The organism is Streptomyces sp. NPDC088817 (genome assembly GCF_044750345.1).
GTDB lineage: Bacteria > Actinomycetota > Actinomycetes > Streptomycetales > Streptomycetaceae > Streptomyces.
In genome coordinates this window covers 119929-139043 of the sequence record NZ_JBIVJN010000014.1, presented here as the reverse complement: position 1 = coordinate 139043, position 19115 = coordinate 119929, and the positions used below count along the sequence as shown (strand labels likewise).

Genomic DNA, 19115 nt, shown 5'->3' with positions numbered 1-19115 from the left:
CGAGAACGACCCCGGACCTCCCGGTCGCCGCCCCATGATCGCCGCAGCGGTACGGGGTCCCGATAGGGCCGAACAGTCCCTGCGCGTCCCCCCGCGAAGGGCCTAACAGCCCTGCGCGGGCGACGCGATCAGCTCTGTCGAGTGGCCCGCTTTCCAGCGCTCGGCGCGCGATGGTCGGTGTGGGCTCGGGCCGGGGGCCGGCCGTCACAACCATCCGTTGCGCTGGGCCTGCAGGGCCAGCTGGAATCGGTTCGCTGCGCCCAGCCGGGCCATCAGGACCTGCAGGCGGCGGAACAACGTGCGGCGGCTGACTCCCAGTTCACGGGCGATGACGTCGTCGCTCGCGCCGCCGGCCAGGAGCCACAGCAGACGGCGGTCGACGGGGGGCAGACCGCCTGGGAGGGCCGTGCCGCCGTGGAAGGGCAGAGCGTGCTGCCACGACTGCTCGAACAGCGCGATGAGGGCGGAGAGCAGACCGCACGGCTGTACGACCAGCATCCTGTTGTGTACATCGGCCTCCCTGATCGACAGTGACACCAGGGCGTACGCGTCGTCGATGATCAGGAGTTTGACGGGGACGGACGGCAGAACTCTGGCCTGCTCACCGGCGTTGACGCACGGTTCGATGACTTGTTTGAGGTGGTCCGGGCGTTCCAGCGACTCGCGGGAGTACACGACGCGTTGCGTGACCCCGCGGGCCAGCGTGGCCAGTGCGTCGTCGGTGGCACTGGCCACAGGGAAGTACGGGGGTGACTCGAACTGCCGGATCTGGTGGCGGGCGCTTGCCCATGCCTGGCGCATCCTGGGGCCGATCGCGTCGCCGGTGACGATCTCGACGACGGGGTCGTCGTGGGCCGTGAGCTGCCGGCGCCGGAACGAGTCGAAGGCGCCCGCGACCGCGATGCGGGATTTCTCGAGCTCGGCCGCACGGTGCCGGGCGAGGACCTCGAGAGCTGCCGCCGGTGCCACCGGCACCACGTCCTCGTCCTTGTCGGCGGCACCGGCCAGGCCTGCGTCGACGAGCTCGGCGTACGCCGTGGCCAGGCCGGGGCCGTCCAGTCCGGCCACGGCGGCGATCTCGCTCCGCGGCGCGGGGGCCAGCTCCAGCAGGGTGAGATACGCCCGGGCCGCCGCCTGGCCGATGCCCAGGAGCCGTAGTGCCTCACCGAGGTTCGCGTTCGTCATGAGTCGCATTATCGACGGCCGTGCCCGGCCCGGCGTGGCCGATCTGTGCCAGTGGCACCACTGGGCACCACGCGTGGGCGTCGCGGGATAACGTCGCCGAGCCGTCGGCACGTGGCGGCGCTCGACTCCCAGGAAGGCGGACGCAGTGGCGAAGGGCCGGAAGAACGGTTTGTACTCAGGGATCTCCGAGGAACTGTCCGCGTTGATGCGGACGGGGTGGGCGGACACCGAGAGGCGTGAGCTGACGCTCGAGGAACAGGCCCCGTACGCGGCCACGCGCCGGGCCGCGCTCTCCGCGCGCTTCCCGGGTGAACGGCTCGTGATCCCCTCGGGGAACCTCAAGGTCCGTTCGAACGACGACACCTACCCGTTCCGGCCGTACTCGGGCTATGTGCACATGACCGGCGACCAGGCCCGGGACGGCGCCCTTGTCCTCGAACCCCGTGCGGACGGTGGCCACGACGCCTACTGCTATCAACTCCCGCGGGACAGCAGGGACGACAACGAGTTCTGGACCGGTGCCACAGCAGAACTGTGGATGGGCCGGCGCCGCTCCCTGGCCGAGGCGGAACACGTGCTCGGCCTGCCGTGCCGGGACGTCCGCCGGGCGGCCGACGACCTGGCAGCCGCCTCCGGCGCACCGACCCGCATCGTCCGCGGCATCGACCCCTCCCTGGAGGCCGCCGTCGCCACCGAGGCGGAGCGCGACGCGGAGCTGGAAGAGGCCCTCGGCGATCTGCGCCTCGTGAAGGACGAGTGGGAGATCAAGGAGATCCGCTCGGCCGTCGACTCCACGGTGCGCGGGTTCACGGACGTCGTCGGTGAGCTGTCGCGGGCGATCGCGTCGTCCGAGCGGTGGATCGAGGGCACCTTCTTCCGCCGCGCCCGCCTCGAGGGCAACGCCGTGGGCTACGGCACGATCTGCGCCGCGGGCGAGCACGCCACGATCATGCACTGGACCGACAACGACGGACCCGTGCGCCCCGGGGAACTGCTCCTGCTCGACGCGGGCGTGGAGTCGCGCACCCTGTACACCGCCGACGTCACACGCACTCTGCCGATCAGCGGCACCTTCACCCCCGTCCAGCGCAGGGTCTACGACGCGGTGCACGAGGCCCAGGAGGCGGGCATGGCGGCCGTCAAGCCGGGCGCCGCGTACCGGGACTTTCATGAGGCGGCCCAGCGTTCCCTGGCGGCGCGGCTGGTCGAGTGGGGTTTCATCGAAGGGCCTGCCGACCGCGCGTACGAGCTGGGTCTCCAGCGCCGTTTCACGATGGCCGGTACCGGTCACATGCTCGGCCTGGACGTCCACGACTGCGCGCAGGCCCGGGCCGAGGAGTACGTCGACGGCGTGCTGGAGCCGGGCATGGTGCTCACCGTCGAGCCCGGCCTGTACTTCCAGCCGGACGATCTGACCGTGCCGCAGGAATGGCGCGGCATCGGCGTACGCATCGAGGACGACTTGCTCGTCACCGCCGATGGTCACGAGAATCTGTCGGCGGGCCTGCCGCGGTCGGCGGACGAGGTCGAGGCGTGGATGGCCCGGTTCGCGGGCTGAGCACATCGAGAACCGGCACGAGGGCAGGACCGCCGTCCGGCGAGCCTGCCCTCGCGTGCACCGTGAACTCGCAACCTCACGCAAGAGCGAGCAAACGAGTCGGCCGGGGGCAGCTGACCGTCATCTCTTCCTGGTTCAAGAGGTGAACGGTGTGGGTTCGAGAGCGCTCTCCTGACGGCGAATGCTTCATGTGAGTGAACGAAGACCCCCAGAGGTGCGACGGAGTTCGGCCAAACCACAAATGACATTACGTCAAATTCCGTTGCTCGCAGTCGAGATGATGCCCTCCCGGCGAGCCGTCCTCGCCGGGCGCCGAGACCCAACCGTTGTACTGCTCCTTCCCTGCTCCGTCCCCGCCCTCCTGTCGCAGGTCAGGCGGCGCGTGACGGCCGTATCGGGCCGAAGGTGCCGTCTTCGCCGCCGTCGACCGGCGATTCACCCTTGCCGGATCCCTTGACGACGCCTCTCCCGGAGGTTTAACTCACGTCCTAAATTAAGCCATGAGGCGCCTTCGGAAGTCGAACCGAGCGAACCGGACCCGACCGCACGAGAACGAGCGACGGGACACGGAGCGAGAGCGGTGTCGGCGTCCTGGGACTCCTCACGGTTCTCGACTCCCGGAAAGGGACACCAGGAGCCATGCGCAGCATCCGAGCCGCGGCCGTAGGCGCCGTCACCATGTCTCTCGCCCTTGCCGCCTCGGCCTGCGGAGGCGGTTCGTCGACGGGCGGCGGGTCCAACGACTCGCCGAAGACGCTCACATACTGGGCCTCCAACCAGGGCGCCAGCATCGAGATCGACAAGAAGGTCCTCCAACCCGAACTCGACAAGTTCCAGAAGCAGACGGGCATCAAGGTGAAGCTGGAGGTCGTGCCCTGGTCCGACCTGCTGAACCGGATCCTCGCCGCGACCACCTCCGGCCAGGGCCCCGACGTCCTCAACATCGGCAACACCTGGAGCGCCTCCCTCCAGGCCACCGGCGGGCTGCTGCCCTGGGACGCCAAGAACTTCGACAAGATCGGCGGCAAGGACCGCTTCGTCGACTCCGCGCTCGGCTCGACCGGCGCCGAGGGCAAAGACCCGTCCGCCGTACCGCTGTACTCCATGGCGTACGCGCTCTACTACAACAAGCAGATCTTCGCCGACGCGGGCATCTCCAAGCCCCCGGCCACCTGGGACGAACTCGTCGCCGACGGCAAGAAGATCCGGGCCAAGGGCAAGCAGGTCCTCGGCGCCGAGGGAGCCAACGTCTCGGAGAACATCCACCACGTCTTCGTCTTCGCCAAGCAGCACGGCGCCGACTTCTTCACCGCCGACGGCAAGCCCGACTTCACGAGCGACGGCACGGTCGCCGCGGTCAAGCAGTACGTCGACCTGATGGCCAAGGACAAGGCCATCCCGCAGGGCAACGCCGAGTACGCGCAGAACCAGTCGGTCAGCGACTTCGCCAAGGGCAAGACGGCGATGCTGCTGTGGCAGTCCGCCTCCTCCAACCTCAAGTCCCAGGGCATGAGCGCGGACGCCTACGGCATCGCCCCGGTCCCCGTGCAGTCCGGCACCCCCGGCACCGGCAACCAGGTCAACTCGATGGTCGCGGGCATCAACCTCGCCGTCTTCAAGAACACCCACAACCTCGACGGCGCCACGAAGTTCGTGAAGTTCATGACCAGCGACGAGGAGCAGAAGATCCTCAACACGGCCTACACCTCCATCCCGCCGGTCAAGGCCGCCCAGGAGGACCCCGCCTTCAACACCCCGGACAACGCCGTCCTGAAGGAGACCCTCGCCACGAGCGCCGCCGCGCTGCCGCAGGTCGCCGACGAGTCCCAGTTCGAGACGACCGTCGGCACGGCCGTCAAGGAGCTGTTCGCCGAGGCCGCCGCCGGACACGCGATCACCACGGAGTCGGTGAAGGCCAAGCTGCTCAAGGCCCAGCAGCAGATGCCGGCGAAGTGAGCGCGGACACCCACATGACGACCACCGCTCCCGCGCACACCGGCGGGACGACGGCACCCGTGAAGTCACCCGGGGCGGCGCGCGGACCGCGCCGCCCCGGGTGGCTCGGACGTGTCTCGCTGCCGTACCTGCTGCTCCTGCCCGCCCTACTGCTCGAACTCCTGGTCCACATCGTGCCGATGGTCATCGGCATCGTGATGAGCTTCAAGGAGCTCACCCAGTTCTACATCCGCGACTGGGGCACGGCTCCCTGGTCCGGCTTCGACAACTACCGCATGTCGGTGGACTTCAACGCCCCCGTCGGCGAGGCGCTGCTGCACTCCTTCCTCGTCACCATCGCCTTCACCCTGCTGTCGGTCGGCCTGTGCTGGCTCATCGGCACCGCGGCCGCGATCTGCATGCAGGACACCTTCCGCGGACGCGGCCTGCTGCGCGCCGTGTTCCTGGTGCCGTACGCGCTGCCGGTCTACGCGGCCGTCATCACCTGGGTGTTCATGTTCCAGCACGACAACGGCCTGGTGAACCACGTGCTGCACGACCAGCTGCACCTCACCGACAAGCCCTCGTTCTGGCTCATCGGCGACAACAGCTTCGTCGCGCTGCTGACGGTGTCGGTGTGGAAGGGCTGGCCGTTCGCCTTCCTCATCGTCATGGCCGGACTCCAGAACATCCCGCGCGAACTGTACGAGGCCGCCGCGCTGGACGGCGCCGGCGTCTGGCAGCAGATCCGCCGCATCACCCTGCCGTCCCTGCGGCCCGTCAACCAGGTGCTGGTCCTGGTGCTGTTCCTGTGGACGTTCAACGACTTCAACACGCCCTACGTGCTGTTCGGCAAGGCCGCCCCCGAGGCCGCGGACCTCATCTCGGTCCACATCTACCAGGCCTCGTTCGTCACCTGGAACTTCGGCACCGGCTCCGCGATGTCCGTCCTGCTGCTGCTCTTCCTGCTGGTCGTCACCGGCGGCTACCTCGCGCTCACCTCACGCGGACGGAGGTCCGCCGATGTCTGACACCACTCTCGAGTCCGCGACGACGGAGACTGTCCACCGGTCTCCGATGGCGCCGCCGCGCACCTTCCTGTGGACCCGGCGGATCTTCCTCACCCTGCTGACCGGGTTCGTCCTGGTGCCCGTCTACGTGATGGTCTCCAGCTCGCTGAAGCCGCTCGCGGACGTCACCGGCAAGTTCCGCTGGCTGCCGAGCGGTCTGACCTTCCGCCCCTACATCGACATCTGGTCGACGGTCCCGCTCGCCAGGTACTTCGTCAACTCGCTGATCGTGGCGGGCGCCGCGACAGTCTGCTCGGTGGTGATCGCGGTGTTCTCGGCGTACGCCGTCAGCCGCTACAGCTTCCACGGCAAGCGCGTCTTCACGGTCACCGTCCTGTCGACGCAGATGTTCCCGGGCATCCTCTTCCTCCTCCCGCTGTTCCTGCTCTACGTCAACATCGGCAACGCCACCGGCATCGCCCTGTTCGGCTCGCGCGGCGGCCTCATCCTGACGTACCTCACCTTCTCGCTGCCGTTCTCGATCTGGATGCTCATCGGGTACTTCGACTCGGTGCCGCGCGACCTGGACGAGGCGGCGATGGTGGACGGCTGCGGGCCGCTCGGCGCGCTGTTCCGGGTCGTCGTGCCGGCCGCGATCCCCGGCATCGTCGCCGTCGCCGTGTACGCCTTCATGACCGCCTGGGGCGAGGTTCTCTTCGCGTCCGTCATGACCAACGACACCACCCGCACGCTCGCGGTGGGCCTCCAGGGCTACTCCACGCAGTACGACGTCTACTGGAACCAGATCATGGCCGCCTCGCTCGTCGTCAGCGTGCCCGTGGTCGCCGGCTTCCTGCTGCTCCAGCGCTACCTCGTCGCCGGCCTCACCGCGGGAGCGGTGAAGTGACCGCCAACATCCCCAGTCTCGAAAGGACTTCCGTGTCCGACGCCATCGACCTCGCCGCACTCCCGCAGGACTTCCGGTGGGGCACGGCCACATCGGCGTACCAGATCGAGGGGGCCGTCGCCGAGGACGGCCGCTCGCCGTCCATCTGGGACACCTTCTCCCACACCCCCGGCAAGATCGACAACGACGACCACGGCGACACCGCCTGCGACCACTACCACCGCTGGCGCGACGACATCGCGCTGATGAACCGGCTGGGTGTGAACGCCTACCGGCTGTCGATCGCCTGGCCGCGCGTGATGCCGGAAGGCGACGGCCAGGTGAACCCCAAGGGCCTCGACTTCTACGACGAGTTGATCGACGGGCTGCTGGCGGCGGGCATCACCCCCTCCGTCACCCTCTACCACTGGGACCTGCCGCAGACCCTCCAGGACCGCGGCGGCTGGCCCGAGCGCGAGACCGCCGAGCACTTCGCCGCCTACGCCTCCGTCGTCGCCGAACGCCTCGGCGACCGGGTGTCCCACTGGGCCACCCTCAACGAGCCCCTGTGCTCGGCCTGGATCGGTCACCTCGAAGGCAAGATGGCTCCCGGCCTGACCGATCTGACCGCCGCGGTCCGCGCCTCCTACCACCTTCTTCTCGGCCACGGCCTGGCCGCCCAGGCGATTCGCGCCGTGACGTCCGGCGCCGAGGTCGGCATCGTCAACAACCTCTCCACCGTCTTCCCCGCGAGCGACAGCCCCGAGGACCAGGCCGCCGCCCGCCGCCACGACGGCCACGTCAACCGCTGGTGGCTCGACCCGGTCCACGGCCGCGGATTCCCCGCCGACATGCGCGAGGTCTACGGCGTCGACCTCCCCGAACGCCCCGGCGACCTCGACACCATCGCCGCCCCGCTGGACTGGCTCGGCCTCAACTACTACTTCCCGGCGACGGTGGCCGACGACCCCGACGGGCCGGTGCCCCACGCCCGTTCCGTACGCCGCCCGGACGTGCCCCGCACCGGCATGGACTGGGAGATCGACGCGTCCGGCATCGAGACGCTGCTGCTGCGCCTCACCCACGAGTACGGCGCGCGCAAGCTCTACGTCACCGAGAACGGCTCCGCCTTCCCCGACACCGTGGGCCCCGACGGAACGGTCGACGACCCCGAGCGCCGGGACTACCTGGTGGGACACCTGGCCGCCTGCGCCTCCGCCGCCCGCAAGGGCGCCCCGCTGGCCGGCTACTTCGCCTGGTCGCTGCTGGACAACTTCGAGTGGGCCTACGGCTACGCCAAGCGCTTCGGCCTCGTCCACGTCGACTACGCCACCCAGGCCCGCACCATCAAGACCAGCGGCCGCGGCTACGCGGAGATCGTACGCGCGCACGGGGAGCTGGGACGCGGGACGGCCTGACCCTCGGCCCGACGGACGGGCGCGGAAGGGGGCCCTCGGGAAACGTCCCGAGGGCCCTTTCACGTGGGGTATCAGGCGGGCTCTGCCGCCGATACTGCCCTGCCTGTGCAGTTCGGTGACGCCCGCCGACGCGCAGGACGTGCCCGGTGGTCTACGGGGCAGCAGGCCGAGACTATGGGCGGTTGAGGCGGATGGAGTTGATCGGGCTGAGATTCACCGCTTGCCAGCCGCCGGCGGCGATCTTGCCGCCGGTGCAGTTGCCGCCGTTGTACTCGTAGCAGAGGTCGGCGCTGGCGCCGCCGGTCTGGTTGTTGATCACCCAGTGCCAGTTGAACTGGTTGGACAGGTTGTGGGCACCGTACGACCAGTAAGTGTGGGTCAGTGTGGAGCTGCTGGCGGGCTTGCCCTCGGCGTAAACGCAGACGGCGCCGGACGGACAGCCGTAGAGGTCGGCGGTGGCTGCGGCGTTGGCGGTGCCGGCTCCCGTCAACAGGGTGGCGACGGCACCGACTGCGGCCGCGGATGCTCCAAGCATGACCTTCAGGTTCCTCACGGCGATCCCTTCATCTTCTCTATCACGGGTGTGAGTAGTTGCGGTACAGAAAGTGCCGCTGAGATTGATCATGGCTGCATGGCGCCGCCGGAAGTTGAGACCGGCGGGGCCGTGCAGCCGTTAGTGGCCGGCGTTCGGGTCGTGCTTGAGGGCGTGGTCGTCGCCGAGGTTGCTGTTGATGATCCAGCCGCCACACACGCAGTCAGGGGCGCGCGTGGGATGTCGGTGAACCGGCCACGTCCGCCGATGGCACGGCGATCACCACATGCTGAGCCGGGCTTCGGCATGAAACGCACTCTGGTAGCCGGTGTCCACCGGTGTGCGAGCGCCCTTGGGGCACGCCTTCCGCGGCCATCAGTCCCCCTTACGTGGCGTGGCTTTTCCACAAGTGGCGGGCCGGGTTCCCGTCCCCTGTCAGTCCGCAGCCCGCTTGCTTGTCGAGGGCATGCCTAATAGTTGCGGGGAAGGGCGGGTCGGTCATTGACGAGGAGTGCCAGGTGCTTGCCGATGCGTGCCACGTGAGGCTCGGTCGACTTGGTGCTGCTGGCGGTAGTCCTGGGGGCCGAGTCCGTAGACGGCGCGGAAGGCACGGGAGAAGTGCGCGGGGCCTGCGAAGCCCCAGCGCGCTGCGAGGGCGTGGATCGGCTGGTTGCTCAGGAGGGGGTCGGCCAGGTCGCGGCGGCAGCGCTCCAGTCGGCGGGCGCGGATCCAGCCGGAGACGGTGGTGTCCTGGTCCTGAAAGAGCCGGTGCAGGGAACGCAAGGAGATGTGGTGGGCCGCGGCGACCGCGCCCGGGGACAGGTCCGGGTCGCCCAGGTGCTGCTGGATGAAGGCGTGGATCTTCATCAGCAGGGCCCGGTGGTGGGTCTGGGGTGGCATCGACGAGGCGGCGTCGAGGTGGTGGGCGAGGAAGGCGGTGAGCAGGTCAAGGGTGCAGGTGGCCAGTCGGGCGCCGTCCGCCGAGGTGTAGGTGGCGGCGCCCGCGACCAGCTGCGTGAGGTAGCCGGACAGCAGGGCGCCCATCCCGTCGCGTGCGGGCAACCGCACGGCGGTGAGCCGGTCGACCTTGTTCGCCGGGAGCGGCAGCAGGGCCCGGGGGACTTGCACCATCACTCCTCTCACGGTGTCCTGGTCAGCGGATGCCCAGCCCTGCCAGGGACGCGAGGTGTCGAAGAACATCACCTCACCGGGGCCGCTGGTGGTGTCCCGGCCGGCCTGGAGGATCCGGTGGCTACCGCGTAGGTTGAGCATCAGCTGGTAGGAATCAGGGTCGGATTGCCGGATCAGCTTCGTCGTCCGGCGGGTCTCCAGCGACGGGTATGCCAGCGCGGACACGTCCACCGCGCCCAGGTCCAGCACTCGCGCGCTCGCCCGGAAGTCCGCCTCGTGATCGCTGCGGACCACGCTGGGTATCAACGCCCTGGTCGTCATGTCGTGCCAGGAGCCGAACCGCTCGGTCACCGGCAGATCCTTTGTCCTGAACTCCGTCACCAGCACCATCCATCCCCCAGTACGTTGCCGCATCCAAGACGGTCTCGTCGGCGGTGAGACCAACTCTCACGACCATGTTCTAGCCCTGAATAGGGGCTTGAGGAACATCGGAACGGAACTGGCGCTGCACCTCGCGCTTTCACGCGGCAGAGCGTCCACTGGGTGATCAGAAACGCGGAGAGTGCCCCTGACCTGCAACGATGGGACTTGTCTAGGGTCCAGGTCGTCGCAGAAAGAAGCACTCTCCAAGTGAAGAAGCGTGTCGGGTCCTACCCGCGTGTCCGTGTCGAGGGCGGCAGCCGTGGAGTGGTCTCCCAGGCCGGGTCCGTGCTGCTGGTGGAGTCGGTCCGCAAGACCGGCCTTGATCAGGCGATATCCGCCGCGCTCACCCCGTGGCGCAAGCAGCGGATGTCCATGACCCGGGGAAGGTCCTCCTGGATGTCGCCCTCGCGGTCGCGCTGGGCGGGGACTGCCTGGCCGATGTGGCCCTGTTGCGGGTGGAGCCGGCCGTGTCGGGCCGACGGTCTCCGACCCGACGGTCTCCCGACTCTTCGACACGCTCGCCCGGGGCGGGACGCGGGCTCTGACCGCACTGCGCACAGCCAGGGCCGAAGTCCGCGAACGCGTCTGCCAGGGGACACCCCGGCGCGGTGGCTGTGCCCGCTGTGGATCCGCGCGACCCAGCAGACCGTCGGAAGTCAGACGTCTTCAGGAACAAAGCTGACATAGCGTCAAGAGTCAGAGTAGAGCTGGTGACCCATCGTGTGTGCCGGGCCTAATATGAGGCAGTCGTTCAGCGACCAGTTGGTTTCCACGGGGGCGTGGCATGGCGCTGAAGGGGTGGCAGAGGGCGGTGCGCAGACGTCAGGGTGATTTCGCGGACGATATGAGGCACGGCGCGGCGATCGGAACTACATCCTACGTGCCGCGGCGACGGTTTACGTGGATGTGCAGGCCGGGACCGGCGATGCGCCGGGCGGTCAAGCATCGGTCTTTCATCACTCAGGTGCGGGCAGGCGTCATGGATGTACCTCGCGAAAACGGCACGGTTCCCCACGGGCGTCCGTCGCGGAGTCCGCAGGACTGGGGCTGGTTCGCTGCTTGGGCGCTGGTGGGGGCGGCGAGCTCCCTCGGGCTTCTGAGCCTCTGGACGATAGGCATGCTGGTGCTGCTGTGTGCGGCGGTCGGCACTGCGCTGCTTGTGACGCATCGCCAGACGGACCGTGGGTTGCCCGGACTTCTTTCGGGTCTGAGCCTTCCGGCCTTCTATGTCGCCTATCTCAATCGAGGCGGCCCGGGCGACGTTTGCGTCACGACAGGGACAGAGCAGAGCTGCACCGAGGAATGGTCTCCGTGGCCCTGGCTTGCGGCCGGGATCGTCCTCGGCCTCGCTGGCATCGTGGTCTTTCTCGTACTCCGGAGCCGGTCTTCCAGCCGTCGTACACCGGCGTCCCGGAATCCCGCAGGCCGCTAGGACCGGCAACGTTCACCGGGGTGACGGCCCGGCTGCCTCAGAGCTACGGTGATCGCCGACAGCGGTGCCGGTGTTCGGGTGGCAGGCCGGCATGGCCGAGATCGAGGTTCCGGGACCTGAGCCGGATGGGGAGACGGCCCCGTCGTGGCAGGGCGGGAAGCGCCATCCTTCTCTCCGACAGAGCATGTCGCGATCATCGGCGTCCGATTCCCGCCGGCCGAGGCCAGCAGCATCATCGCCCGCCGGTAGCGGACCGAGTTCGTGCTGCCGCGACGCACGATCCGCTGCAACTGCCGGCCCTCCTGCCGGGTCAGCGTCCGGACCTTGACCGGCTCCGCCACCACGCCTCCCCGCACCGGTTGGATGTCCGCCGACATCCAACCGGTGCAGGCGCTCCCGCCGCCAACCAGGCGAACTTGTTGACGTCGCTGTCGTAGGGGTGGCCCCGGGAATCCAGGCCGTGCGAGACGAACAGCCGGGCCAGGCGGGCGCCTGCGGGTCGGACTCCACGCCACGAGGGGACCTCGGACCACCACCAGAAGGAGAGCTGCAGGCGCGAGTGTTGCTGTCCCGCAATGAGCTCTCGGGCAGTTGTCAGTGCCCACTGAGTTCCCTGGCTGCTCCTTCTGTCTCCACGTGGACGCTGTGGCATCGGCCGCAGCGTACGAGGGTGATCGGGCACAGCGGGATCCTGCATGTCGTGCCGCTCGACGCGGCCGGCGTCGAGTAGGCCGGTTCGTGGGCGTCCTCGGGCTCGCCGCGGCCGCCTTCGCCGTCGTGCGGACGCGGTCGTGGCGCGCGGAACGCGTCGTGACGCGCAGAACACGTTTCAGCGCGCGGAATGCGGGATCTGGATCACGTTCCCGTAACCCGGCTCCGCCCGTCGTGCGGCGCGTCACGCGGCCCGCGCCGTCTCCAGTATCGCCTCGACGGGTTCCGTGACGGGGGCCGCGACGGACTCCTTGAGGCGGGCCTCCCTCGTCACGCCGGCCGCGGCGGCCGTCCGTACCCGCGACGTCCGCCACAGCCACAGCACGTCCCGGCCGAACGACCACACCAGCAGGCCCAGTGCCAGCAGCACCACGCCGGCGGTGGCCGGGAGGGGGAGCAGGTCGGCGCCGGCGAGCAGCAGGAAGACGCCCTGGAGCGCGGCGACCGTCTTGCGGGCGGTGCTCGGCGGCAGGGGTGCGTTCAGCCAGGGCAGCACACGGGCGGCGGCGACGAACACGTAGCGCATACCGCCGATCAGCAGCACCCACGGGCCGAGCATCGTCGAGACGTACACGCTGAGGACCAGGATCAGGAACGCGTCGACCTCCATGTCGAAGCGGGCGCCGAGCGCCGTGGAGGTCCCGGTGCGGCGGGCCACCTTGCCGTCGACGCCGTCCAGGATCAGGGCCACCGCCGTCAGCGCGACCAGCAGCGACACCGGAGGCGCGCTCTCGAAGGAGTCCGCGACCAGCGCCGTCACCCCACCGACGAGAACGGCCCGGCCCAGGGTCACCCGGTTGGCCGGTCCGAAGGAGCGCGACCGTGACCGGTGCAGTGCCCGGGAGAGCACCGCCCAGGTGGCGACCGCGAACACCAGGCCGGTCACCCAGCCCGCGGTACCCATGCCGATCGCCGGGCCGAGCAGGGCCAGCAACAGGATCTGAGCGCCCGCTCCCACCGCGGTCTCCTGCTGGACCAGCCGTGCGTCGTAAGTGTTGTTCAGGGCCACCGAACACCCTCCGGCCGAGTGACAGAGTCGATCAACGCCGCGTACGTTGTCCGCGGCCTGTGCACACCTCGGTACGTGAACAACTTCCCGATCGTTCAGGAGGATTCTTGATGAACCGCTCCGCGCGCTCCTTCTGGCTGACCTCGCCCGGCCGCGGCGAGATACGCCGGACGGACCTCCCGGAACCCGCTCCGGGCGAGGTGGTCGTCCGCGCGCTGTACTCCGGGATCAGCCGCGGCACGGAGACGCTCGTGTTCCGCGGCCAGGTCCCCGAAAGCCAGTACGACGCCATGCGGGCGCCGTTCCAGGAGGGCGACTTCCCCGGCCCGGTGAAGTACGGCTACCTCAGCGTGGGCGTCGTGGAGGAGGGCCCGCCGGACCTGACCGGGCGTACCGTCTTCTGCCTGCACCCGCACCAGAGCCGCTACGTCGTCCCGGCGAGCGCGGTCACCCGCGTGCCGGAGAACGTGCCGGCCGGGCGGGCGGTGCTCGCGGGCACGATCGAGACCGCCGTGAACGCGCTGTGGGACGCCGCGCCCCTGGTCGGCGACCGCATCGCCGTGGTCGGCGGCGGCATGGTCGGCTGCTCGGTGGCCGCCCTGCTGGCCCGGTTCCCCGGCGTGCGCGTGCAGTTGGTGGACGCGGACCCGGCCCGCGCCGAGGTCGCCGAGGCCCTCGGCGTGGGCTTCGCGCAGCCCGGGGACGCCCTCGGCGAGTGCGACCTCGTGGTGCACGCCAGCGCCACCGAGCAGGGCCTCGCCCGCGCACTGGAACTGCTCACCCCCGAGGGCACCGTCCTCGAACTGAGCTGGTACGGCGACCGGCGCGTCGCCCTCCCGCTCGGCGAGGCCTTCCACTCCCGCCGGCTGGTCATCCGCAGCAGCCAGGTCGGCACCGTCTCCCCGGCCCGCCGCTCCAGCCGCACGTACGCCGACCGGCTGGCCCTCGCGCTCGACCTGCTCGCCGACCCGGCCCTCGACGCCCTCGTCACCGGGGAGAGCGCGTTCGAGGAACTGCCGGAGGTGATGCCGAGGCTCGCCTCCGGGGAGATCCCGGCCCTGTGCCACCGGGTCAGGTACGGCGACCGATCATGACGGATCGTCCGGTCCGGGACGGCAAGAGCGCCTGACCTTGAGAAAAGAGTGAGAAGGCGCTGAACAACGGGAAGCGGTCAGCCGTACTACACGGCATCCCCCGGCAGGCACCGGCCGGGGACCAGACGCGCCGCACCTGGAGGGTCGTCCGTTGTTCAGCATCACCGTCCGCGATCACATCATGATCGCCCACAGCTTCCGCGGCGAGGTCTTCGGGCCCGCACAGCGTCTGCACGGCGCCACGTTCCTCGTGGACGCCACCTTCCGGCGCGAGCAGCTGGACGACGACAACATCGTCGTCGACATCGGGCTCGCCACGCAGGAACTGGGCGCCGTGGTCGGCGAGCTGAACTACCGCAACCTCGACCACGAGCCCGACTTCGCCGGCGTCAACACCTCCACGGAGTTCCTGGCCAAGGTCATCGCCGACCGGCTCGCCGAACGCGTCCACAAGGGCGCCCTGGGCGAGGGAGCGAGGGGCTTGGCCGGCCTCACCGTCACCCTCCACGAGTCGCACGTCGCCTGGGCGAGTTACGAGCGTGCGCTGTGACCGACACGACCGTCCACCGCCCCTCGCCCCTGGCCTACCTGCCCGCGCAGCGCGCCGGCTCGGAGAACGTCGGGATCATCCCCATGTCCCTGCGGACCGTGCACTTCGTCCTGCCGGGCGGCGTCGACGACCCGGCCACCCCGAGCGGCGGCAACGCCTACGACCGCCGGGTGAGCCTGGACCTGCCCGGCTTCGGCTGGCAGGTCCGGGCCCATCCCGTGAACGGCGCCTGGCCCCGCCCCGACGCCGAGGCCCGAGCGGAACTCGCCCGTGTCCTGCGCGAGTTGCCGGACGGCGCCGTCGTCCTCCTCGACGGGCTGGTCGCCTGCGGCGTGCCCGAGACCGTCGTACCCGAGGCCGAGCGGCTGCGCCTGGCCGTCCTCGTCCATCTGCCGCTCGGCGACGAGACGGGACTCGACCCGGCCGTGGCCGCGGAACTCGACGCGAGGGAACGCCAGGTGCTGCGCGCGGTGTCCGCCGTCGTCGCCACCAGCGAGTGGGCGGTACGCCGCCTCGTCTCCCACCACGGCCTCGCCCCCGACCGGGTCCACGCCGCCACCCCCGGCGCCGACATCGCGCCCCTCGCCCCCGGCACCGACGGGGTCTCGCGGCTGCTGTGCGTCGCCTCGGTCACCCCGCGCAAGGGGCAGCACCGGCTCGTGGAGGCACTGGCCACGGTCACCGACCTGCCGTGGAGCTGCACCTGCGTCGGCGCGCTCACCCAGGACCCCGCCTACGTCGACCGGCTGCGCGGCCTGATCGCGGACCACGGTCTGCAGGACCGTTTCCACCTGGCCGGACCCCGCGCCGGAGCCGAACTCGACGCCCGCTACGCCGCCGCCGACCTGATGGTCCTCGCCTCCTACGCGGAGACGTACGGCATGGCGGTCACCGAGGCCCTCGCACGAGGCATCCCGGTGCTCGCCACCGACGTCGGCGGGGTGGGCGAGGCGGTCGGCCGCGCCCCCGACGGCGGGGTGCCCGGCATCCTCGTACCGCCGGAGGACCCCGCCGCCCTCGCCGCCGAACTGCGCGGCTGGTTCGGCGAGGCCGACGTGCGGCGCCGGCTGAAGTCCGCCGCCCGCGGCCGGCGCGCCGCCCTCGACGGCTGGGCCAACACCGCCCGCAGCCTGGCCGGAGTGCTCGGCCGGCTGCCGAAGGAACCCCGGAGGGCGGCATGACCACACCGGACACGTCCACGCAGACCGCCCCGCTCACCGGCACCATCCCGGCCCAGCCCGGCCCGCGGGAGCGGTCCGCCCCCGCCACGGGCATGGCGGGGCGGCCGCTCCTCGAGGCGGCGCGGCCCGCAGGAAAGGAACCCTCGGACATGGCGGATCCCGGCGCTCTCTCCCCACTGGCGGCTCAGGACACCGTGTCCCCGGAGGTGATCGCGGGGGCCGGGCCCGCTCAGCGGCCCGGGGAGCGGGCCACCGTGCGGCTCCGGGAGGACGGGGCGGAGGAGGAACCACCCCGGTACGCGCCCGAGTGGTTGCAGCTCCGGGAGGCGGCGGACGCCACCGCGCGGGCCACGGAGCTGCTCGATCCGCTGCGGATCCGGCTGGTGAACCTGCCGATCCGGCACGGTGGGCTCGTCGTGCACGACCTGGGGTGCGGCACCGGCTCGATGGGCCGCTGGCTCGCCCCCCGGCTGGACGGCGCCCAGCACTGGGTCCTGCACGACCGCGACCCCTACCTGCTGCACTTCGCGGCCGTGGCCTCCCCGCGCGCCGCCGCCGACGGCAGCCGGGTCACCGTGGAGACGCGGCGCGGCGACGTGGCCCGGCTCACCCCGGACGCCCTGTCCGGAGCGTCCCTGGTCACGGCCTCGGCGCTGCTGGACGTCCTGACCCGCGAGGAGATCGACACCCTCGCCGCGGCCTGTGCCGGGGCGGGCTGCCCGGCGCTGCTGACGCTCTCGGTGGCCGGCCGGGTCGAACTGACCCCGGCCGATCCGCTGGACGCCGAGATCACCGAGGCGTTCAACGCCCACCAGCGGCGTGGGGGACTGCTCGGTCCCGACGCGGTCGACGCGGCCTGTGACGCCTTCGCCGCACACGGCGCCACCGTACGGCTGCACTCGAGCCCCTGGCGGCTCGGCCCCGACCAGCGCGAACTGACCGCCCAGTGGCTGCGCGGCTGGGTCGGCGCGGCCGTCGAACAGTGTCCCGAGCTGAAGCCGCGCGCCGACCGCTACCTCGCCGACCGCCTGGAGGCCTGCGCAGCAGGGGAGTTGCAGGTGGTCGTGCACCACACCGACCTCCTGGCGCTGTCCCGGCCGACGGGCCGTGCCGCATGAGTGCGCAGACGGTGGACGCACCCCGTGTGCGCGACCGGCAGGCGGGTGCGGGGGAGGGGGCGACCAACGATGAGGCGTCCAACGCGCCCCGCCCGCACGGCACATCCGCCGACGACCGCGTTCGCTCCCCCCTCGCCGCCGCGCTCTCCCGTCTCAACACCCCTGCCGTGCGGACGCACTTCGGCACCGCAGCCGGAGTCGCCATCCTCGCCGTCCTGCTGTGGCGGCTGGGCACCGGTGTCTTCCTGGACGGGCTGCGGCGGATCGACACGCCGACTCTCCTCGTGGCGCTCGGCATCGGGCTGGTCACCACCGTGTTCAGTGCCTGGCGCTGGCAGTTGGTGGCCCGCGCGCTGCGCATCCGGCTGCCGCTCGGCCCGGCGGTGGCCGACTACTACCGTGCGCTGTTCCTGAACGCGGCGCTGCCCGGCGGTGTCCTGGGCGACGTGCACCGGGCGGTGCGGCACGGGCAGAGCACCGGCGACCTGGGACGCGGCGTGCGGGCCGTCGTCCTCGAACGGGTCGCCGGGCAGATCGCGCTCGCCGTCACCGGCGCGGCGGTCCTGCTCACCCTGCCGTCCCCCGTGCGCGACCAGACACGACACCTCGTGGCGCCGCTCGCGTGCGCCGCCGTCGGCGCGTTCGCCATCGTCCTCGCCCTGCGGATGAACCGCGCGCCCTCGCGGCGCGGGCAGGCCCTGCGCCGTGCCCTCGCCGAGGCCCGTGAGGGGCTGCTGTCCCGCCGCAACGGGCCGGGCGTCGCGCTGTCCTCCGCCGTCGTGCTCGCCGGGCACATCGTGATGTTCGTGGTCGCCGCGCACGTCGCCGGCCCCGCGGCCCCGGTGCTCGTCCTGCTGCCCCTGGCGGTGCTCGCGCTGGTGGCCATGGGACTGCCGCTGAACGTGGGCGGGTTCGGGCCCCGCGAGGGCGTCGCCGCCTGGGCGTTCGGCGCCGCCGGACTCGGCGCGAGCACCGGAGTGGCCGTGGCCGTGGTGTACGGGGTCCTCAGCTTCGTGGCCAGCCTGCCCGGCGCGCTCGTCCTCGTCGCCCGCTGGTACACCGCGATGCGCGCCGGGTCCCGCCCCGCCGAACCTGCTCCGGAACCCGGCGGCGCGTCCGACGGGGACCTTCAGCGTCGGCTCTCCGGCAGCCCGAGGTCCTCGGAAGTGAGCAGCGAGAAATACGGACCGAAGGCAGCCGCGAGGCTGTTCAGCAGTTCCTCGCCCTTTTCCGCGGAACCCAGGGAAGGACGTCCGATGACACCGGATTCGGTATAGGCGGACATTCCGGCGGTGAGCAGATGCCGCCGGTCGTCCGCGACGAAATCGGCGGACTCGTAACCGGCCCGGACCATTTCTGGATGAGCGTGCAGAAGAATGGAGGTCTCGATTTCCCCCGCGTGCATGTCGGTGAGCGGCGAGGTGCGCACCCCGGCAGCGTCGAGGGCCGTCTGCCAGTCCTCCGCGGCGGGGAACAGCGCGAGGCGCTCACCACGCGCGGAGGATTCCTGAACGACGTTGCCCAGCACGTAGTTTCCGCCGTGACCGTTGACGACCACCAGGGCCTCGACGCCGGAGCGGCGCAGTGAGTCCGCGATGTCCCGCACCACCGCATGAAGGGTCACGGAGGAGATGCTGACGGTTCCCGGCCAGGCGGCGTGCTCGTGCGAGCAGGAGATCGTCACCGGTGGAAGGAGGTGCACCGGGTACGCGTCGGCGATGCGGCGTGCGATGGCGCAGGCGACCAGCGTGTCGGTGGCCAACGGGAGGTACGGACCGTGCTGTTCGAAACTGCCCACCGGCAGGACGGCCACCTGCCGTGAGAGGTCCGCCCCCCGCGCCCGTACGTCTTGCGTGGTGTCCGCCGGCAACGGACCATGTGCCGTCGGCTTCGGCCGCGTTTCCGAACCACTCATTGTTTTCCGGCCTTTCGTCTCTGCTTA

General features: G+C 70.6%; 14 protein-coding genes and 3 pseudogenes. 11 read left to right on the top strand and 6 right to left on the bottom strand.

Annotation, left to right across the window (positions count from 1 at the left end):
* Nucleotides 1-204: 204 nt before the first annotated feature.
* Nucleotides 205-1185: a LuxR family transcriptional regulator gene (locus tag ACIP4X_RS24940; RefSeq protein WP_401350672.1), complete on the bottom strand. Its 981-nt coding sequence runs from the start codon at nucleotides 1183-1185 to the stop codon at nucleotides 205-207.
* Nucleotides 1186-1330: 145 nt separating this feature from the next.
* Between ACIP4X_RS24940 and ACIP4X_RS24935 the strand changes: the two genes are divergently transcribed.
* From ACIP4X_RS24935 to ACIP4X_RS24915, 5 genes are all read left to right on the top strand, one after another.
* Nucleotides 1331-2743 (top strand): aminopeptidase P family protein, encoded by a 1413-nt coding sequence (locus ACIP4X_RS24935; RefSeq protein WP_401350669.1) that lies wholly within the window; start codon nucleotides 1331-1333, stop codon nucleotides 2741-2743.
* Between the two features lie 639 nt (nucleotides 2744-3382).
* Nucleotides 3383-4699: an ABC transporter substrate-binding protein gene (locus ACIP4X_RS24930; protein ID WP_401350667.1), complete on the top strand. Its 1317-nt coding sequence runs from the start codon at nucleotides 3383-3385 to the stop codon at nucleotides 4697-4699.
* A gap of 14 nt (nucleotides 4700-4713) precedes the next feature.
* Nucleotides 4714-5709, top strand: a complete 996-nt coding sequence (locus ACIP4X_RS24925; protein WP_358731686.1) for a sugar ABC transporter permease — start codon at nucleotides 4714-4716, stop codon at nucleotides 5707-5709.
* The gene (locus ACIP4X_RS24920; protein ID WP_358731688.1) at nucleotides 5702-6595 is read left to right on the top strand and encodes a carbohydrate ABC transporter permease; all 894 of its coding nucleotides are present in this window, start codon (nucleotides 5702-5704) and stop codon (nucleotides 6593-6595) included. The genes ACIP4X_RS24925 and ACIP4X_RS24920 overlap by 8 nt, the downstream gene beginning before the upstream one ends.
* A 32-nt stretch (nucleotides 6596-6627) precedes the next feature.
* Nucleotides 6628-7992, top strand: coding sequence for a GH1 family beta-glucosidase (locus tag ACIP4X_RS24915; protein ID WP_401350664.1), 1365 nt, complete (start codon nucleotides 6628-6630; stop codon nucleotides 7990-7992).
* A 172-nt stretch (nucleotides 7993-8164) separates the two neighbouring features.
* Here the strand turns inward: ACIP4X_RS24915 and ACIP4X_RS24910 are convergent, their stop codons facing one another.
* On the bottom strand, nucleotides 8165-8527 hold the full coding sequence (locus ACIP4X_RS24910) for a hypothetical protein (RefSeq protein ID WP_326805142.1): 363 nt from the start codon (nucleotides 8525-8527) through the stop codon (nucleotides 8165-8167).
* 495 nt (nucleotides 8528-9022) lie between these two features.
* Nucleotides 9023-10006, bottom strand: a complete 984-nt coding sequence (locus ACIP4X_RS24905; RefSeq protein ID WP_326805143.1) for a helix-turn-helix domain-containing protein — start codon at nucleotides 10004-10006, stop codon at nucleotides 9023-9025.
* A 279-nt stretch (nucleotides 10007-10285) separates the two neighbouring features.
* Between ACIP4X_RS24905 and ACIP4X_RS24900 the strand changes: the two are divergent.
* A pseudogene (locus ACIP4X_RS24900) lies at nucleotides 10286-10691 on the top strand (transposase); the annotation flags it as partial.
* A gap of 983 nt (nucleotides 10692-11674) precedes the next feature.
* On the opposite strand, the pseudogene ACIP4X_RS24895 reads toward ACIP4X_RS24900, so the two are convergent.
* Together ACIP4X_RS24895 and ACIP4X_RS24890 are read right to left on the bottom strand one after the other, a co-directional pair.
* A pseudogene (locus ACIP4X_RS24895) lies at nucleotides 11675-11851 on the bottom strand (IS630 family transposase); the annotation flags it as partial.
* A gap of 554 nt (nucleotides 11852-12405) precedes the next feature.
* Nucleotides 12406-13230, bottom strand: coding sequence for a CDP-alcohol phosphatidyltransferase family protein (locus ACIP4X_RS24890; RefSeq protein ID WP_391458498.1), 825 nt, complete (start codon nucleotides 13228-13230; stop codon nucleotides 12406-12408).
* Between the two features lie 110 nt (nucleotides 13231-13340).
* Between ACIP4X_RS24890 and ACIP4X_RS24885 the strand changes: the two genes are divergently transcribed.
* The 5 genes and pseudogenes from ACIP4X_RS24885 to ACIP4X_RS24865 all read left to right on the top strand — a co-directional run.
* Nucleotides 13341-14324 carry a zinc-binding alcohol dehydrogenase gene (locus tag ACIP4X_RS24885; RefSeq protein WP_401350659.1) on the top strand — a complete coding sequence of 328 codons (984 nt, stop codon included), beginning with the start codon at nucleotides 13341-13343 and terminating at the stop codon, nucleotides 14322-14324.
* A gap of 151 nt (nucleotides 14325-14475) precedes the next feature.
* On the top strand, nucleotides 14476-14874 hold the full coding sequence (locus tag ACIP4X_RS24880) for a 6-carboxytetrahydropterin synthase (RefSeq protein ID WP_358731697.1): 399 nt from the start codon (nucleotides 14476-14478) through the stop codon (nucleotides 14872-14874).
* On the top strand, nucleotides 14871-16055 hold the full coding sequence (locus ACIP4X_RS24875; protein ID WP_358731699.1) for a glycosyltransferase family 4 protein: 1185 nt from the start codon (nucleotides 14871-14873) through the stop codon (nucleotides 16053-16055). The genes ACIP4X_RS24880 and ACIP4X_RS24875 overlap by 4 nt, the downstream gene beginning before the upstream one ends.
* A 149-nt stretch (nucleotides 16056-16204) precedes the next feature.
* Nucleotides 16205-17173 (top strand): methyltransferase domain-containing protein, encoded by a 969-nt coding sequence (locus ACIP4X_RS24870; RefSeq protein WP_401350744.1) that lies wholly within the window; start codon nucleotides 16205-16207, stop codon nucleotides 17171-17173.
* Nucleotides 17170-18144: pseudogene (locus ACIP4X_RS24865) on the top strand (lysylphosphatidylglycerol synthase transmembrane domain-containing protein); the annotation flags it as partial. The gene ACIP4X_RS24870 and the pseudogene ACIP4X_RS24865, both read left to right, overlap by 4 nt.
* 158 nt (nucleotides 18145-18302) lie before the next feature.
* On the opposite strand, the gene ACIP4X_RS24860 reads toward ACIP4X_RS24865, so the two are convergent.
* Nucleotides 18303-19088: a creatininase family protein gene (locus ACIP4X_RS24860; RefSeq protein WP_391458495.1), complete on the bottom strand. Its 786-nt coding sequence runs from the start codon at nucleotides 19086-19088 to the stop codon at nucleotides 18303-18305.
* Between the last annotated feature and the right edge of the window lie 27 nt (nucleotides 19089-19115).

Excerpts from the sequence above, each read along its gene's own strand:
- ACIP4X_RS24940 (WP_401350672.1), bottom strand. The coding sequence starts at position 1,185 with ATGACGAACGCGAACCTCGGTGAGGCACTACGGCTCCTGGGCATCGGC.
- ACIP4X_RS24930 (WP_401350667.1), top strand. The coding sequence starts at position 3,383 with ATGCGCAGCATCCGAGCCGCGGCCGTAGGCGCCGTCACCATGTCTCTC.
- ACIP4X_RS24925 (WP_358731686.1), top strand. The coding sequence starts at position 4,714 with ATGACGACCACCGCTCCCGCGCACACCGGCGGGACGACGGCACCCGTG.
- ACIP4X_RS24920 (WP_358731688.1), top strand. The coding sequence starts at position 5,702 with ATGTCTGACACCACTCTCGAGTCCGCGACGACGGAGACTGTCCACCGG.
- ACIP4X_RS24910 (WP_326805142.1), bottom strand. The coding sequence starts at position 8,527 with ATGCTTGGAGCATCCGCGGCCGCAGTCGGTGCCGTCGCCACCCTGTTG.
- ACIP4X_RS24885 (WP_401350659.1), top strand. The coding sequence starts at position 13,341 with ATGAACCGCTCCGCGCGCTCCTTCTGGCTGACCTCGCCCGGCCGCGGC.
- ACIP4X_RS24870 (WP_401350744.1), top strand. The coding sequence starts at position 16,205 with ATGGCGGATCCCGGCGCTCTCTCCCCACTGGCGGCTCAGGACACCGTG.
- ACIP4X_RS24860 (WP_391458495.1), bottom strand. The coding sequence starts at position 19,088 with ATGAGTGGTTCGGAAACGCGGCCGAAGCCGACGGCACATGGTCCGTTG.